This is a genomic window from Pseudomonas sp. FG6, from assembly GCF_057809015.1.
Map to the genome: position 1 here is coordinate 234656 of NZ_JBMDJD010000003.1, position 16610 is coordinate 251265.

Annotated in this window: 13 protein-coding genes; 8 read left to right on the forward strand and 5 right to left on the reverse strand. The window is 62.9% G+C overall.

Going from position 1 to position 16610, the window contains the following annotated elements; translation table 11 throughout:
- Positions 1 to 66: 66 nt before the first annotated feature.
- From modA to ACODSJ_RS03455, 5 genes are all read left to right on the forward strand, one after another.
- A complete protein-coding gene (gene modA, locus ACODSJ_RS03435) occupies positions 67 to 819 on the forward strand; it encodes a molybdate ABC transporter substrate-binding protein (protein WP_489100383.1) in 753 nt (250 codons plus the stop codon).
- Complete coding sequence (modB, locus tag ACODSJ_RS03440; protein ID WP_489100384.1) at positions 820 to 1500, forward strand: molybdate ABC transporter permease subunit; 681 nt, start codon at positions 820 to 822, stop codon at positions 1498 to 1500.
- A gap of 3 nt (positions 1501 to 1503) precedes the next feature.
- Positions 1504 to 2583 carry a molybdenum ABC transporter ATP-binding protein gene (modC, locus tag ACODSJ_RS03445; RefSeq protein ID WP_489100385.1) on the forward strand — a complete coding sequence of 360 codons (1080 nt, stop codon included), beginning with the start codon at positions 1504 to 1506 and terminating at the stop codon, positions 2581 to 2583.
- Positions 2584 to 2914: 331 nt separating this feature from the next.
- Entirely contained in the window at positions 2915 to 3478 is a 564-nt protein-coding gene (locus ACODSJ_RS03450) for an ATP-dependent Clp protease proteolytic subunit (protein WP_489100386.1), read from the forward strand.
- A 195-nt stretch (positions 3479 to 3673) separates the two neighbouring features.
- Positions 3674 to 3853, forward strand: coding sequence for a con-10 family general stress protein (locus ACODSJ_RS03455; protein WP_489100387.1), 180 nt, complete (start codon positions 3674 to 3676; stop codon positions 3851 to 3853).
- A 99-nt stretch (positions 3854 to 3952) separates the two neighbouring features.
- Here ACODSJ_RS03455 and ACODSJ_RS03460 read toward each other — a convergent pair whose 3' ends face one another.
- Positions 3953 to 4486: a DUF3087 family protein gene (locus ACODSJ_RS03460; RefSeq protein ID WP_489100388.1), complete on the reverse strand. Its 534-nt coding sequence runs from the start codon at positions 4484 to 4486 to the stop codon at positions 3953 to 3955.
- A 215-nt stretch (positions 4487 to 4701) separates the two neighbouring features.
- Between ACODSJ_RS03460 and ppnN the strand changes: the two genes are divergently transcribed.
- The gene (ppnN, locus tag ACODSJ_RS03465; RefSeq protein WP_489100389.1) at positions 4702 to 6075 is read left to right on the forward strand and encodes a nucleotide 5'-monophosphate nucleosidase PpnN; all 1374 of its coding nucleotides are present in this window, start codon (positions 4702 to 4704) and stop codon (positions 6073 to 6075) included.
- A gap of 235 nt (positions 6076 to 6310) precedes the next feature.
- Here the strand turns inward: ppnN and ACODSJ_RS03470 are convergent, their stop codons facing one another.
- A complete protein-coding gene (locus ACODSJ_RS03470; RefSeq protein WP_489100390.1) occupies positions 6311 to 6976 on the reverse strand; it encodes an HAD-IA family hydrolase in 666 nt (221 codons plus the stop codon).
- A gap of 81 nt (positions 6977 to 7057) precedes the next feature.
- Positions 7058 to 7771 (reverse strand): FadR/GntR family transcriptional regulator, encoded by a 714-nt coding sequence (locus ACODSJ_RS03475; RefSeq protein WP_489100391.1) that lies wholly within the window; start codon positions 7769 to 7771, stop codon positions 7058 to 7060.
- 325 nt (positions 7772 to 8096) lie between these two features.
- Between ACODSJ_RS03475 and ACODSJ_RS03480 the strand changes: the two genes are divergently transcribed.
- Positions 8097 to 9443, forward strand: a complete 1347-nt coding sequence (locus ACODSJ_RS03480; protein WP_489100392.1) for an MFS transporter — start codon at positions 8097 to 8099, stop codon at positions 9441 to 9443.
- Between the two features lie 28 nt (positions 9444 to 9471).
- The gene (gudD, locus tag ACODSJ_RS03485; RefSeq protein ID WP_489100393.1) at positions 9472 to 10815 is read left to right on the forward strand and encodes a glucarate dehydratase; all 1344 of its coding nucleotides are present in this window, start codon (positions 9472 to 9474) and stop codon (positions 10813 to 10815) included.
- Positions 10816 to 10887: 72 nt separating this feature from the next.
- Here gudD and glgB read toward each other — a convergent pair whose 3' ends face one another.
- Together glgB and treS are read right to left on the reverse strand one after the other, a co-directional pair.
- Complete coding sequence (gene glgB, locus ACODSJ_RS03490; protein ID WP_489100394.1) at positions 10888 to 13122, reverse strand: 1,4-alpha-glucan branching protein GlgB; 2235 nt, start codon at positions 13120 to 13122, stop codon at positions 10888 to 10890.
- 12 nt (positions 13123 to 13134) lie between these two features.
- Positions 13135 to 16479, reverse strand: coding sequence for a maltose alpha-D-glucosyltransferase (gene treS / locus ACODSJ_RS03495; RefSeq protein ID WP_489100395.1), 3345 nt, complete (start codon positions 16477 to 16479; stop codon positions 13135 to 13137).
- Between the last annotated feature and the right edge of the window lie 131 nt (positions 16480 to 16610).

Genomic DNA, 16610 nt, shown 5'->3' on the forward strand with positions numbered 1-16610 from the left:
TTCCGTTTGCTAGCCATTCGCTATATATTCTTGTATATAACGAATCCCCCCTACGGAGCCCCACCCATGCGCCTCATCCGCTTTGCACCATTGTTGCTGACCACACTCTTTGCCGCCGGCGCTGTCCAGGCCGATGAGGTCCAGGTGGCCGTCGCCGCCAATTTCACCGCGCCGATCCAGGCCATCGCCGCCGACTTCGAAAAAGACACCGGCCACAAGCTGGTGGCGGCGTACGGTGCGACAGGGCAGTTCTACACCCAGATCAAGAACGGCGCGCCGTTCGAAGTCTTCCTCGCCGCCGATGACACCACCCCGGCCAAGCTGGAAAGCGAAGGCGACACCGTCAAGGGCTCGCGCTTCACCTACGCCATCGGCACGCTGGCGTTGTGGTCGGCCAAGGACGGCTATGTCGACAGCACGGGCCAGGTGCTCAAGGACAATGGCTTCCAACACCTGTCCATCGCCAATCCGAAAGCGGCCCCCTACGGCCTGGCCGCGACCCAGGTGCTGGACAAGCTGGGGATGACCGCACAGGTCAAAGGCAAGCTCGTCGAGGGCCAGAATATCACCCAGGCCTACCAGTTCGTATCCACCGGCAACGCCGAACTCGGCTTCGTCGCCTTGTCGCAGATCTACAAGGATGGCAAGGTGACCACCGGTTCGGCCTGGATCGTCCCGGCCCAACTGCATGACCCGATCAAACAGGACGCGGTCATCCTCAGCAAAGGCCGCGACAACCCCGCCGCCCTGGCGCTGGTGGATTACCTCAAGGGTCCGAAAGCCGCCGCAATCATCCAATCCTATGGCTACCAACGCTAGATGCCCCTTAATAGTGCCGACTTCGCAGCCATCTGGCTGACCCTCAAACTGGCGTCGTTGACCACGCTGATCCTGCTGCTCGTCGGCACCCCCATCGCCCTGTGGCTGTCGCGCACCCCATCGTGGCTACGCGGCCCCGTGGGGGCGGTGGTGGCCTTGCCGTTGGTCCTGCCGCCAACAGTGATCGGCTTTTACCTGTTGCTGACGCTGGGGCCCAACGGTTGGATCGGCCAGTTCACCCAGGCCCTGGGCCTGGGTACCCTCACCTTCAGCTTCACCGGGCTGGTCATCGGCTCGGTGTTGTATTCGATGCCGTTCGTGGTGCAGCCGTTGCAGAACGCCTTTTCCGCGATCGGCCCCCGTCCCCTGGAAGTCGCCGCCACCTTGCGGGCGGGGCCGTGGGATACGTTTTTCAGCGTCACCCTGCCCCTGGCCCGGCCAGGTTTCATCACCGCCGCGATCCTGGGCTTTGCCCACACCGTAGGTGAGTTCGGCGTGGTGCTGATGATCGGCGGCAACATCCCGGAGAAAACCCGCGTCGTGTCGGTACAGATCTACGACCATGTCGAAGCCCTGGAATACGCCCAGGCCCATTGGCTGGCCGCCGCCATGCTGGTGTTCTCGTTCCTGGTGCTGCTGGCGCTGTACTCCAGCCGAAAAGCCCGGGCAGGTTGGAGCTGATCGATGATCCAAGCGCGTTTCCAACTCGAACACGGGGCGTTTTCACTGGACCTCGATGTGCAACTGCCGGGTCGCGGCGTGACGGCGCTGTACGGAGCGTCCGGCTCCGGCAAGACCACCTGCCTGCGTTGCATCGCCGGACTGGAACAACCCGCCCGCGGCTTTCTCGAAGTCAATGGCGAGGTTTGGCAGGACAGTGAGCGCGGCGTGTTCGTGCCCCCTCACCGAAGGGCGCTGGGCTATGTGTTCCAGGAGGCAAGCCTGTTCGCGCATCTGTCGGTGCGGGCCAACCTGGCGTTCGGTCTCAAGCGCATCGCACGGGCGCAACGGCGAGTGGACATGGACCAGGCGACCACCCTGCTGGGCATCGGTCACCTGCTCGATCGCCAGCCGCACAATCTGTCCGGCGGCGAACGCCAGCGCGTGGGCATTGCCCGGGCCTTGTTGACCAGTCCACGGCTGTTGCTGATGGATGAACCGCTGGCCGCCCTCGACAGCCGGCGCAAAAACGAAATCCTGCCCTACCTGCAACGGCTGCACGATGAACTGGACATCCCCATCCTGTACGTCAGCCACTCCCAGGACGAAGTGGCACGCCTGGCCGACCATATCGTGTTGCTCGAATCAGGCCGCGCACTGGCCTGCGGGCCGATCGGCCAGACCCTGGCCCGCCTCGACCTGCCACTGGCGCTGGGGGATGACGCGGGGGTGGTGGTCCAGGGCAAAGTCAGCGCTTATGACCTCGATTATCAATTGCTGACCCTGGCCCTGCCCGGCAGCCAATTGAACGTGCGGGTGGCCCACACGTCCATGGCCCTCGGACAGTCGTTGCGTTTCAAGGTCCAGGCCCGGGACGTCAGCCTCAGCCTGGCAAACGATGCCCAGACCAGCATCCTCAATCGGTTGCCGGTCACGGTGGTCAGCGAAATGGCCGCCGACAACGCCGCTCACGCCTTGATCCGCCTGGACGCCGCCGGTACACCGCTTCTGGCGCGCATCACCCGCTATTCCCGTGACCAGTTGAAACTGCATCCGGGGCAGGCGCTGTGGGCGCAGATCAAGGCGGTGGCGGTGTTGGCGTAGGTCTTCAAGCAGCATGGTCCCCGTGGGAGCGGGCTTGCTCCGGGCGGCGATCCGACGAAAGCGGTGGGTCAGCCTGCAGGGATGTTGACGGTACTACCGCCTTCGCGAGGGAGCTTGCTCGCGCTGGGCCGGTCCGCGTTCGGGCGCAGCAGACCCGTTTTGATGGACGCTTCGCACCCAAGCGGGAGCAAGCTCCCTCGCCACAGGTTTGTCGACAGCCTTACATGAGAGGGGCGACTTGCGAGGAACAATCCCCGGCAGGCAGAACTCCCAACTGTACTGCGGCGCGAAAGGCCGATGCGTCAATACGGGAAATTGACAGGAGTTTCCGATGTCCGAACACATTGTCCATTTTCATTGCCAGATCGATCAGGGAACCACCGAACGCTTTCGCGACCATTGCCTGGAAGCCATTGAAAAAGGCGCCGACTCGTTGATGCTCAATCTCTCGACCGTCGGCGGCAGCACCAACTTCGGCTTCACCCTCTACACCTTCATCAAATCCCTCCCCGTGCCGGTTCGCGCCGTGAACGCCGGCAATATCGAGTCGATGGGCATCATCATGTACCTGGCCGCCAGCGACCGCACCACCACCCCGCACTCGCGCTTTTTGATCCACCCTATGAACTGGTATTTCGGTCAGAAGTCCGTGGACCATTCTCGCCTGCGCGAGTACCTGTCCAGCCTGGACAACGACGTGGCGCGCTACGTGGAGATCTACGTCAAGGAGACGGCGGGCGCCGCCACTCAATTGGATATTTTCAAATGCCTGTGCGCCGAAGAGCGGGTAATCCCGGCGGAAAACTCGCTGGCCTTCGGCATCGCGCATCGGGTCGAACAAGTGACGTTTGCCAGCGATGCCAAGCACTGGAAAGTCAGTGGCGGAGAAGACTGACAACAGTGCAGCAAGGGGCTTGCGATAACTTTGTACAACTTTAAAGCGAGGCGGCCGTATAACTTTTTACTTACCCGGCCGAGGCCGATTTACCGTTCGTCGTCAACGAAACGTTTTTACTAAACTTCCCTCGGGAATTTTCTTTCACAGTTAGGCGAGGCAGTTGCTCGCTTAACCAAAATGAGGATTCTCAAAATGGCTAATACCGGAAACAAGAACCCAGGCAACTTCGCAAATGATCGTGAAAAAGCATCCGAAGCCGGCAAGAAAGGCGGACATGCTTCGGGCGGCAACTTTGCAAACGACCGGGAAAAAGCTTCTGAAGCCGGTAAGAAAGGTGGCGAACGCAGCCACGGCGGCGGCCGCAAGTCGTAACCTGGAAAACCGCTGGGGCGCAGTCTTGCTGCGCCCCAGCGCTCCATTATTTATATATCCAACACTGTCACCGGACAGTGCGCCAATCCGCCCGATACCTCAACGCCCGTTATAAGTGCGCTTCACCGTCTCGATCCAGGCCGGGTCCAGGCGCGATTGTTCGGCATCGAGGTTTAACGCCTGCATATTTGCCAGATGCTCATCCGCCTCGCGGGCCAGCGAACCCTGGTCACTGGAGTTGGCGTCCAGCCGATGCATCTGTGCCAACCCCAAATGATAGAACCGCAACAGCTTCATGGCGCTGGGGTCCTGGGCCTGCACACCCGCCCTCACATGATGCATCACGTTGGTCACGCTCATCAGGCTGCGCTTGAGTCGCCAGCCATACATGGCCGCCGCCATCCACGGCTGCGACCGGAAATAAGCCCGCAGCAGTGCAATCATCACCAGCACCGCGACCGCTACTCCAGCCAGATTGACCCGGAAGTTGTCACCGCCCGGCGTGCCGAACAGCTTCACGGCCAGGCTGGACAGCAGCATCGCCAGGGCCAGGAACACCACAGCCACGATGAGGGTGCTGCGACGGGTCTGTTGCCGGTAGGTGGCGGCGTCCCACGGGGTGATCTCGAACATCCGGTGCGGTTTCCTTGTACGGCTCAAAAAAGGCTACGGTTCAAAAAACGTCAGGCATTATCGCAGCCCCCGGCAATTTAGCTATGCTGGGGCTCATTTTGCGTCGCAACTGAGCCAAAGTGGCGATACGACAAGGATCGTGCGATCTTCTAGCGTGGATGTTTTTTTCAAGGTGCCGCCCCCTGACGTACGGCATCGTTTTCAAGGAAAGCTGAATGACTCAAAGACATGTAATCAACGCCTCCGTGAGCCCCAAGGGCAGCCTGGAAACCTTGTCCCAGCGCGAAGTCCAGCAACTGAGCGAAGCCGGTTCCGGCAGTATCTATACCCTTTTCCGCCAGTGCGCCCTGGCTATCCTCAATACCGGCGCCCATGTCGACAACGCCAAGACCATCCTGGAAGCCTACAAGGACTTCGAGATCCGTATTCACCAGCAGGACCGCGGCGTACGCCTGGAACTGCTGAACGCGCCGGCCGACGCCTTCGTCGACGGCGAAATGATCGCCAGCACCCGCGAGATGCTGTTCAGCGCCTTGCGCGACATCGTCTACACCGAGAACGAACTGGACAGCCAGCGCATCGACCTCAGTTCTTCCCAGGGCATCAGCGACTACGTGTTCCACCTGCTGCGCAACGCCCGCACCCTGCGCCCCGGCGTGGAGCCGAAGATCGTCGTGTGCTGGGGCGGTCACTCCATCAACACCGAAGAATACAAGTACACCAAGAAAGTCGGCCACGAACTGGGCCTGCGCAGCCTGGACATCTGCACTGGCTGCGGCCCGGGCGTGATGAAAGGCCCGATGAAAGGCGCCACCATTGCCCACGCCAAGCAGCGTATCCACGGCGGGCGCTACCTGGGCCTGACCGAGCCGGGCATCATCGCCGCCGAGGCGCCGAACCCGATCGTCAATGAACTGGTGATCCTGCCGGACATCGAAAAACGCCTGGAAGCCTTCGTGCGTGTGGGCCACGGCATCATCATCTTCCCGGGTGGCGCGGGCACGGCAGAAGAATTTCTCTACCTGCTGGGCATCCTGATGCACCCGGCCAACCAGGACCTGCCGTTCCCCGTCGTGCTCACCGGGCCGAAAAGTGCCGCGCCGTACCTCGATCAGTTGCACGCCTTCGTCGGCGCGACCCTGGGCGAGGAAGCGCAGAAGCATTACCAGATCATCATCGACGACCCGGCCGAAGTGGCGCGGCAAATGACCCAAGGGCTCAAGGCGGTCAAGCAGTTCCGTCGCGAACGCAACGACGCCTTCCACTTCAACTGGCTGCTGAAGATCGACGAAGGCTTCCAGCGCCCGTTCGACCCGACCCACGCCAACATGGCCAGCCTGGGCCTGAGCCGTGACCTGCCCGCCCATGAACTGGCGGCCAATCTGCGGCGCGCGTTTTCGGGGATCGTTGCCGGCAACGTCAAGGACAAGGGCATTCGCCTGATCGAGGAACACGGCCCTTACGAGATCCACGGCGACGCCGCCATCATGGAACCCCTCGACCGCCTGCTCCAGGCCTTCGTCGCCCAGCACCGCATGAAACTGCCAGGCGGCGCGGCGTATGTGCCGTGCTATCGCGTGGTGTCCTGAGCACTCCAAAAGATCATCACTGATCAGAATGTGGGAGCAAGCTGGTTCGCGACAGCGACCTGACCTGCTTCCCACCACTCAAATCCCACCCAATCCCGTGGCGAGGGAGCTTGCTCCCGCTGGGTTGCGCAGCGACCCCAAACCCGTCGAATGCAATCTGCCTGATGTACCAAGGTGTCGGATTGGGGCTGCTGCGCAACCCAGCGGGAGCAAGCTCCCTCGCCACGGGATCGCCTCAGGACCTGCCTAGCCGCATCGACCCGTCGCCTTCCACCTCAACCCCAAGCCCCTGGTAATCCTCGATCTGCGGATGCGCGGTCACCACTGGATGCCCATGGGTCGCCGTCACCACCAGCACATCCGCCCCCGCCGCCTCGCCGGCCTTGATCCCCGCTTCGGCGTCTTCGAAAACCAGGCAGGCCTGCGCAGCCACTTGCAGCCGTTCGGCGGCCAGGCGATAGCAGGCGGGGTTGGGTTTGCCGTCGCTCACGTCTTCGGCCGTGACCATCACGCCCGGACGCGCAATCCCTGCCGCCTCCATGCGACGCAAGGCCAATGCCATGGGCGCCGAGGTGACGATGGCCCATTGCGACGGCAGCAGTTGTTCCAGGAACGCCAGCGCACCCGGCACCGGCACCACGCCTTCGACGTCGTCGATTTCCTCGCGGGTGATCTGCTCGGCTTCGGCGGCGGCATCGACACCCGGCAAGTGCTGGCGGGCAATGGTGTCGATGGCGCGCACGCCATGGATCGTCGGCAAGAACGTCGCCACATCCACACCGTGACGCAGCGCCCAGCGCATCCAGATCCGCTCGGCGGCGGCGATGGAATTGAGCAGTGTGCCGTCCATGTCGAAGAGGAAGGCGCGATAGGCGATCGAGGGAAGACGGCGTTCAGGCATGGGGGTCCCTGGATGATTGCTGGGCAAGGAAAGACCGACTGTAACACCGTCCACAAACAACCTGGGGGGCGCGGCGGCTCGTCAGTTCCCCGCCCCTAGCCGGTCGCGGCTGTTGGTCAGGTGCAGCCACATGGCGGCGCGGGCGGCGTCCGGATCCTGGCGCTTGATGGCGTTGAAAATCGCTTCGTGTTCGAGGTTGGCCAACTGCGCCAACTTGCCCAGGTCGGCCTGGCCGCGCTCGGCCAGGTTGACGCGTGTCCGGGGAATCAGCGCATTGCCCAGGTGCTGCATGATTTCAACGAAACTGGTGTTGTCCGTGGCCTCGGCGATCAGCAGGTGAAAGCGCCGGTCGGCTTCCACGCAGCTGTCGTTGCTGCTGAGCAAGCGTTGGTAATCATCCAGGGCCTGGCGCATCTGCTGCAGCTGGCGTTCGCTGCGGCGTCGCGCCGCCAGGGCGGCCGCCTGGGTTTCCAGGCCCATACGCAGCTCCAGGATCCCGCGCACACCCGCCGCAGTGTCGACGTTGAGCCGCAAGCCCGGCTCGCCGGTCTGCTGCAGGACAAACGTGCCGATGCCATGCCGGGTCTCCACCAGCCCCGAGGCTTGGAGCTTGGAGATCGCCTCGCGCACCACCGTGCGGCTGACCCCGTGCTCCCGCACGATCGCCCCCTCGGAAGGCAGTTTCTCCCCGGGCTTCAACTGCCCCAGCAGAATGCTCTGACTCAGCTTCGCCACCAGGTCGTGGGCCAGGTTGTGGGTACGTTTGCGCAAGGGCGCTTCAGTGTCTTGCGGCATCGCCGGGGTTCCTCGAAGACAGGCCGGCCAATCCTATCACCCGTAGGCGGCCGAATCTCCTTCTCTACACCCCAACTTGTATGACAACACTCAATATCCCGTCAGAAGACTCGATATCCGCCCTGAGCTTTTGCGTTCGCATCGACGCCTTAACAATCATCAAAACCCAACGAAACCCAACAAAACCAAATAAAATCACCCTACCGCCGATCCAGGCGCACTCAAAAAAGCCTTGCTGCGCAAAAAAATCAAGTTGTATGATGTCTATCAACATCGGCACCTGCACGATGCCCCGCATAAAAATAACGAGTGGGAGAAAAAACCAATGAACACCTCCAGCCTCCAGGCGAACGCCGGGGCAGATCCCGTGCTGCTGTCGGCCATCGCCAAGGTCAAGCGCCACATCCTGCCGCTGTTCGTCATCATGTTTATCGTCAACTACATCGACCGGGTAAACATCGGCTTCGTACGCGCCCACATGGAGCACGATCTGGGCATCGGCGCCGCCGCCTACGGATTTGGCGCGGGCCTGTTCTTCATCGGCTACGCGCTGTTCGAAGTCCCGTCCAACATCCTCTTGCAACGAATCGGCGCGCGCATCTGGCTGACTCGCATCATGCTCACCTGGGGCCTGGTGGCCGCCGGCATGGCCTTCATCCAGAACGAAACCCACTTCTACATCCTGCGCTTTTTGCTGGGGGTGGCCGAGGCCGGGTTCTTCCCCGGTGTCATCTACTACTTCACCCGCTGGTTGCCCGCGGTCGAACGCGGTAAAGCCATCGCCATCTTCCTCAGCGGCTCGGCCATTGCTTCGCTGATCTCTGGCCCGCTGTCAGGCCTGCTGCTGCAGATCAACGGCCTGGGCATGCACGGCTGGCAGTGGATGTATTTCATCGAAGGGATGTTTTCCGTGGGCCTGTGCGTCTTCGTCTGGTGCTGGCTGGACTCCAAGCCCCACGACGCCAAGTGGCTGAGCCGCGAAGAACAAGACGTGCTGGTCAAGACCATCGACGATGAACAGCGCGCCCGCGAAGCCGCTTCGCCGATCAAGCTGTCCATCGGCCAGTTGCTCAAGGACCGCCAGATCATCCTGTTCTGCCTGATCTACTTCTTCATTCAACTGACGATCTACGCCGCCACGTTCTGGCTGCCGAGCATCATCAAGAAGATGGGCGAACTGAGCGATCTCCAGGTCGGCCTGTTCAATTCGATTCCGTGGCTGCTGTCGATCGTCGGCATGTACGCCTTCGCCTCGCTGTCGGCCAAGTGGAAATTCCAGCAGGCGTGGGTCGCGGCCGCCTTGCTGATCGCCGCCGCCGGGATGTTCATGTCCACCACCGGCGGGCCGATCTTCGCCTTCGTCGCCATCTGCTTCGCGGCCCTGGGCTTCAAGTCCGCCTCGTCGCTGTTCTGGCCGATTCCCCAGGCATACCTGGACGCCCGGATCGCCGCCGGGGTAATTGCCTTGATCAACTCCGTGGGCAACCTGGGCGGGTTCGTCGCACCCACCACTTTCGGCCTGCTGGAGCAGCACACCGGCTCGATCCAGGGCGGCCTCTATGGTTTGGCGGCCACTTCGATCATCGCCGCGATCATCGTGTTTGCCGCGCGCAATACCCCCAAATCCAAGCCTGCCACGACACCGGCCAACCCGGCTGCCAGCCACGTCTGATCATTCGATTGCCCAAGGATAAGTACCGATGAGCCTCACAGAAACCCGCAACGCCCCGATCATCACCAGCCTGCAGGTCGTGCCCGTGGCCGGTCACGACGGCATGCTGCTGAACCTCAGCGGCGCCCATGGCCCGTTCTTCACCCGTAACGTCGTCATCCTCAAGGACAACGCCGGCCACATCGGCGTCGGCGAAGTGCCCGGCGGCGAACGCATCCGCCAGACCCTCGAAGACGCGCGCTCGCTGGTGGTCGGCCAGCCCATCGGCACGTACCAGAAAATTCTCAACACGGTACGCCAGGCCTTCGCCGACCGCGATGCCGGCGGCCGTGGCCTGCAGACCTTCGACCTGCGCATCACCATCCACGCGGTCACCGGTCTGGAAGCCGCCTTGCTGGATTTGCTGGGCCAGCACCTGGACGTACCGGTCGCAGCCCTGCTGGGCGAAGGCCAGCAACGCGACGAGGTGAAGATGCTCGGCTACCTGTTCTACGTCGGCGATCGCCAGCAGACCGACCTGCCCTACCGCAGCGAACCGGATGCCGATAACGAGTGGTTCCGTGTCCGCCACGAGAAAGCCCTGGACGCCGACGCCGTGGTCCGCCTAGCCGAAGCAGCCCATTCGCGCTATGGCTTCCAGGACTTCAAGCTCAAGGGTGGCGTGCTCAAGGGCGACGCGGAGATCGAAGCGGTGACGGCGCTGGCCGAGCGCTTCCCCCAGGCCCGTATCACCCTGGACCCGAACGGCGCCTGGTCGCTCAAGGAAGCGATCCGCTTGTGCCGCGACCAGCACCAGGTGCTGGCCTATGCCGAGGACCCTTGCGGGGCCGAGAACGGTTATTCGGGCCGTGAGGTCATGGCCGAGTTTCGTCGCGCCACCGGCCTCAAGACGGCCACCAACATGATCGCCACCGACTGGCGCGAAATGGGCCACGCCATTACCTTGCAGTCCGTCGACATTCCCCTGGCCGACCCGCATTTCTGGACGATGCAGGGTTCGGTGCGGGTGGCGCAGATGTGCAACGAATGGGGCCTGACCTGGGGCTCGCACTCCAACAATCACTTCGACATTTCCCTGGCGATGTTCACCCACGTAGCGGCCGCCGCGCCGGGCGAGATCACTGCCATCGACACCCACTGGATCTGGCAGGACGGCCAGCGCCTGACCAAGGCGCCGCTGCAGATCAATGGCGGCTGCGTGCAAGTACCGAAGAAACCGGGGCTGGGGGTAGAACTGGACATGGATCAGCTGGCCAAGGCCCATGAGCTGTACAAGGGCATGGGACTCGGCGCGCGGAACGATGCGGTGGCGATGCAGTATCTGATTCCGGGCTGGAGCTTCAACAACAAACAGCCGTGCCTCGTTCGCTGAAGCGACTCTACTGCCTGTGGCGAGGGGATTTATCCCCTCGCCACAGTTTGATCCACGCTACTCCCTGCCGTATCAGCCCTCCGGCCGCAAGATCAACACCGCCAACGGCGGCAGATTGAGCTCCAGCGACAGGGACTGGCCATGGCTGGGGACCTCTTCAGCCATGGCGCCGCCGCCATTGCCATAGTTGGAACCGGCGTAGGTATCGGCATCGCTATTGAGCAGTTCTGCCCAACGACCGGCGAACGGCACCCCGACCCGATAGGCTTCCCGCGGCACCGGCGTGAAGTTCGCCACCACCAATACCGGACGGCCACTTTTGCTCCAGCGCAGCCAGGCGTAGACGCTGTTCATCGCATCGTCGCCAATCAGCCACTGGAACCCCTGGGGCGCGTCGTCCTGGTCGTGCAACGCGGGCTCTTCGCGGTACAGGCGGTTCAGATCGCTCACCAGCTTCTGCACCCCACGGTGCTCAGGGTATTGCAGCAAGTACCAATCCAGTTGCTGGTCGTGGTTCCATTCGCGCCACTGACCGAATTCGCAGCCCATGAACAACAGTTTCTTGCCGGGATGGCCCCACATGAAGCTGAGGTAGGCGCGCAAGTTGGCGAACTTCTGCCAACGATCGCCGGGCATCTTGTCGATCAACGAGCGCTTGCCGTGGACCACCTCGTCATGGGAAATCGGCAGCACGAAGCGCTCGGACCAGGCGTACACCAGGCCGAAGCTCAGCTCGTTGTGATGATGGGCGCGGTACACCGGGTCCTGTTGGATGTAATGCAGCGAATCGTGCATCCAGCCCATGTTCCACTTGTAGGCAAAACCCAGCCCACCCTGTTGGGTACTCTGGCTCACCCCGGGCCAGGCCGTGGACTCTTCGGCGATGACCAGGGCGCCGGGGGTTTCCAGTGCCACCACGTCGTTGAGGTGGCGCACAAAGTCGATGGCTTCAAGGTTTTCGCGCCCGCCATGACGGTTAGGCACCCACTCGCCGGCCTTGCGCGAATAGTCGCGATACAGCATCGAGGCCACCGCATCCACCCGCAGGCCATCGACATGGAAATGCTTCAACCAGTGCAAGGCCGACGCCAGCATGAAGCCGTGAACCTCGGTGCGGCCCAGGTTGTAGATCAACGTGTCCCAATCCTGGTGGAAGCCTTCCAGCGGGTTGCCGTACTCGTACAGCGCAGTGCCGTCGAATTGGGCCAGGCCATGAGTGTCGGTGGGAAAATGCGCCGGCACCCAGTCGAGGATCACGCCGAGGCCGGCCTGGTGGCAGGCGTTGACGAACGCCGCGAACTCATCCGGCGAACCGAACCGCGCCGTCGGCGCGAACTGCGACAACGGCTGGTAGCCCCAAGAGCCGCCGAACGGGTGTTCCATGATCGGCATCAGTTCGATGTGGGTGAAGCCCAGATCCTTGACGTAGGGAATCAACCGCTCGGCCAGTTCCCCCCAGTTGTATTGACGGGACACCTCGCCCGCCTCGTCGATTTCACACTGCCAGGAACCGGCGTGCAATTCATAGATCGACAGCGGCGCGCCCGGCAACTGGCGCTCGCGCCGCTGCTGCATCCACTCATCGTCCTGCCACTGGATCTTCAACGGTGAGGCGACTTTCGACGCAGTATCAGGCGGCATCTGGCTGGCCAGCGCCACCGGGTCGGCCTTGAGCGGCAGGATGCCGTGGGCGCCCAGGATTTCATATTTATAGGCTTCCCCCGCGCCCAGGCGCGGGATGAACAGCTCCCACACGCCGGACGGATAGCGGATGCGCATCGGATGCCGGCGCCCGTCCCAGACGTTGAAATCGCCCACCACCGAAACGCGCCGCGCGTTGGGCGCCCATACCGCGAAACGCACGCCCTCGATGCCATCGACGGTGGTCAGTTGCGCGCCGAGGCACGCACTCAGGCCGCGGTGGTTGCCCTCGGCAAACAGGTAGAGGTCCATTTCCCCCAACAAGGGGCCAAAGCTGTACGGGTCTTCGGCCGCCTGCTCGCCGCCGGCCCAACGGGTGCGCAGCCGGTAGGCCTGGGCGTGGTCGAAATGACCGACGAACAAACCCGGCGTTTCGGTCTGTTGCAGCTCGCCCAGTTCTTCGTCGCCGTCACGGGCCACTACGTGTACGCTCAGCGCACCCGGCAGGTAGGCACGGATAAACTGGCCGCCGGCCCCATCACCGTGAGGGCCGAGGATGGAAAACGGGTCGTGGTGTTCGGCGCGCACCAGCGCGTCGATGTCACGGGGTGGCGGCAGCAGTGACGCTTGGGCCGCTCCCTGTGGGTCTTTGTTCGAGACACTCATGATTCTCTCCACTCAATGGGGTCCGGCTACGTCGGAAAAGGGTTGCAGCCCACTCAATAACCCGTACAGACCGTGCAACGGCACGGGCAGCCAGGCGGGGCGATTCTCGGCTTCATAGGCCACTTCATAGGCCGCCTTCTCCAGGCCGAACAACGCCAGCGCGGCGTCTTCGCCTTCAGCATCCTTCCATTCATGGGCAAGACTAGCTGCCGCCAGCCGATATGCCTGGACAAATGCCTGGCGGGCTTCGGCCCGGTAGCGGTCGACCACTCGTTGCCGCGCCGCTTGGGCATCGGCCGTGCTGTCGACGCTGTTCAGGTGGATCGCCATGGCCGCCGCATAATCGAAGGAGCGCAGCACACCGCTGACGTCCTTGTACGGGCTGTGCTTGCCGCGTCGTTCATGCAAGGCACGCGCCGGCTCGCCTTCGAAATCGATCAGGTAGGCGTCGCCCTTGATCACCAGCACCTGCCCCAGGTGCAGGTCGCCATGGACGCGGATGCGCAAGCCACCGACCGCCTTGCCGGCCAGGTCCTGGACATGGGTCAGGACGGTTTTACGGTGTTCCAGCAAGCGCGCGACCATGGCTTGGTCCGCAGGGTTCAACTGGCCCTGGTGCTGCTTGAGCAGACGCAAGGCGTTTTCCACCTGGGCGGCGACATCCTTGCCGATGGCCTGGGCATCCTTGGCGCTGGTGACCTGGGCGGCGAAATCCGCGTTGTCGGTGGCCTGGGCCAACACCTGGTGCATTTCCCCCAGGCGCTGGCCGAGCATGCCGGCAAAGTCCTTGAGTTCACCCAGAGCGTTGTAATGCTGTTCCTGTTCGGACACCGCGTCCGCCAGTTCGTCGCGCAAGGCGCGTTCAAGATTGTTCTGGGTCCACTCCCAAGCGTCACCCTGGTTGCTCAGGTAGCCTTGGGCGATCATCAGCAGCGCATCCTCGCCCTGGGCGTCGCGGCGGATCACCGAACCCAGCAGCGGCGAAATATTGCTGAACCCGGCGGCGGTCAGGTAAGCGCTCATTTCCAGTTCCGGGTGCACGCCCGCAGCCACCTTGCGGATCAGCTTGAGCACCAGGCTGCCGCCCACCACCACCGAGCTGTTGGACTGTTCGGCGGACAGGTAACGCACCTCCGGTTCGGCCCCCAGGTTCAATGCGGCCAGCCCCTCGGTGGGCTCAAAGCGCAGCTCGCCATCGGCGCATGGCAGCACCGTGGCCGCTTGCATGCCTTGCAGCACGGCCCGCACGAAGCTTTCCAGACTGAACGCATCGGTGATCAACCCCACCTGGCGCCCCCGGCGAACCCGCGACAGCGCCAACTGCTGCGGCAGCGCGGCGCTCACCTGGTCCTCGGCCAGCAGCCCGAACGGCAATTGATAGCGCAGCGTCTGGCCGGCGTTGGTCACGTCGATCTCACTCAGCAGCACAGGATGCTGCGGGTCGCCGAAGCGCACGCCATAGACCATCTCGACCTTCTCGATGGGGCTGTCCTTGCCCGCGAACCAGCGGCGGTTCTGCAACCAGTTCGGCAGGATGTTCTGCTCCAACGTGGTGCGTGACGGCGCTTCAAGCAACTCTTCCAGGCGTTTTTTCAGCACCAGGGTGGTGAAATCCGGCAGGCTCTGTGCCGGCTCGACATGCCAACTCGGCATCTGGTTCTCGGCCGCCAGGGCGAACCAGTAGAAGCCGTACGGCGCCAGTGTCAGCAGGAAATTCAACTGGCCGATGGGCGGGAACGCGTTCCCGCCAAGCATCTCCACCGCAACCATGCCGGCATAGGCCGACAGATCCAGTTCAGCCGCCTGGGCACTGCGCGACACGTTGGCCACGCACAGAATGATTTCGTGCTTGCCGTCGGGCCCGGTGTATTCGCGGGTATAGGCCAGGATCCGGCGATTGCTGGGCGACAGCATCTTCAGCGTGCCACGGCCAAACGCCTTGGACTGCTTGCGCACCGCCAGCATCCGGCGGGTCCAGTTGAGCAGCGAATGGGGATCGCCGGCCTGGGTTTCGACATTGACCGAAGGGTAGCCGTACAACGGGTCCATGATCGGCGGCAGCACCAGGCTCGCCGGGTCGGCGCGGGAGAAACCGCCGTTGCGGTCGATGGACCACTGCATGGGCGTGCGCACACCGTCGCGGTCGCCCAGGTAGATGTTGTCGCCCATGCCGATCTCATCGCCGTAGTACAAGGTCGGCGTGCCCGGCATCGACAGCAGCAGGCTGTTGAGCAGCTCCACCCGGCGGCGGTCGCGTTCCATCAACGGGGCCAGGCGTCGGCGAATCCCCAGGTTGATCCGCGCCCGACGGTCGGCCGCGTAGTAATTCCACAGGTAGTCACGTTCCTTGTCGGTGACCATCTCCAAAGTCAGCTCATCGTGATTGCGCAGGAAAATCGCCCACTGGCAATTGGCCGGAATCTCCGGGGTCTGGCGCAGGATATCGGTGATGGGGAAGCGGTCTTCCTGGGCCAGCGCCATGTACATGCGCGGCATCAGCGGGAAGTGGAAGGCCATGTGGCATTCGTCGCCGTTCAAGCCTTGGGCGTCGACATCGCCGAAGTACAACTGGGTGTCTTCCGGCCACTGGTTGGCCTCGGCCAGCAGCATGCGGTCGGGGTAGTTGGCGTCGATCTCGGCGCGGATCAGCTTCAGGACATCGTGGGTCTCGGGCAGGTTCTCGTTGTTGGTACCGTCGCGCTCAATGAGGTACGGAATCGCATCCAGGCGCAGGCCGTCGATGCCCATGTCCAGCCAATAGCGCATCACCGACAGCACGGCCTTGATGACTTGCGGGTTATCAAAATTCAGGTCCGGCTGGTGCGAATAGAATCGGTGCCAGAAGTACTGGCCGGCGACCGGGTCCCAGGTCCAGTTGGACTTCTCGGTGTCGAGGAAAATGATCCGCGTACCGTCGTACTTGTGGTCATCGTCGGACCAGACGTAGAAATCCCGAGCCTTGGAACCCTTCTTCGCCTTGCGTGCCCGCTGGAACCACGGGTGCTGGTCCGAAGTGTGGTTGATGACCAGCTCGGTGATCACCCGCAGGTTGCGCTTGTGGGCTTCGGCGATGAAACGGCGCGCATCCGCCATGGTGCCGTAGTCCGGGCTGACGCCACGGTACTCGGCGATGTCATAGCCGTCGTCGCGCCTGGGCGAAGGGTAGAACGGCAGCAGCCAGATGGTGTTCACGCCCAGTTCGGCGATGTAGTCGAGCTTTTCGATCAGGCCGGGGAAATCGCCGATGCCGTCGTTATTGGAGTCGAAATACGATTTGACATGGACCTGATAGATCACCGCGTCCTTGTACCAGAGCGGGTCTTTGATGAAGGTGGCTGAACGCGCTTTCTTCGCCATTTGCTACTCCTGCTGATTCAATAACGCCGCGGGATACAGGCTTGTGTGGTCTTGTTATGCGGCGAGATCTTTTTGTGGGGGGGGGGGGGGGGGGGGGGGGGGGGGGGGGGGGGGGGGGGGGGGGGGGGGGG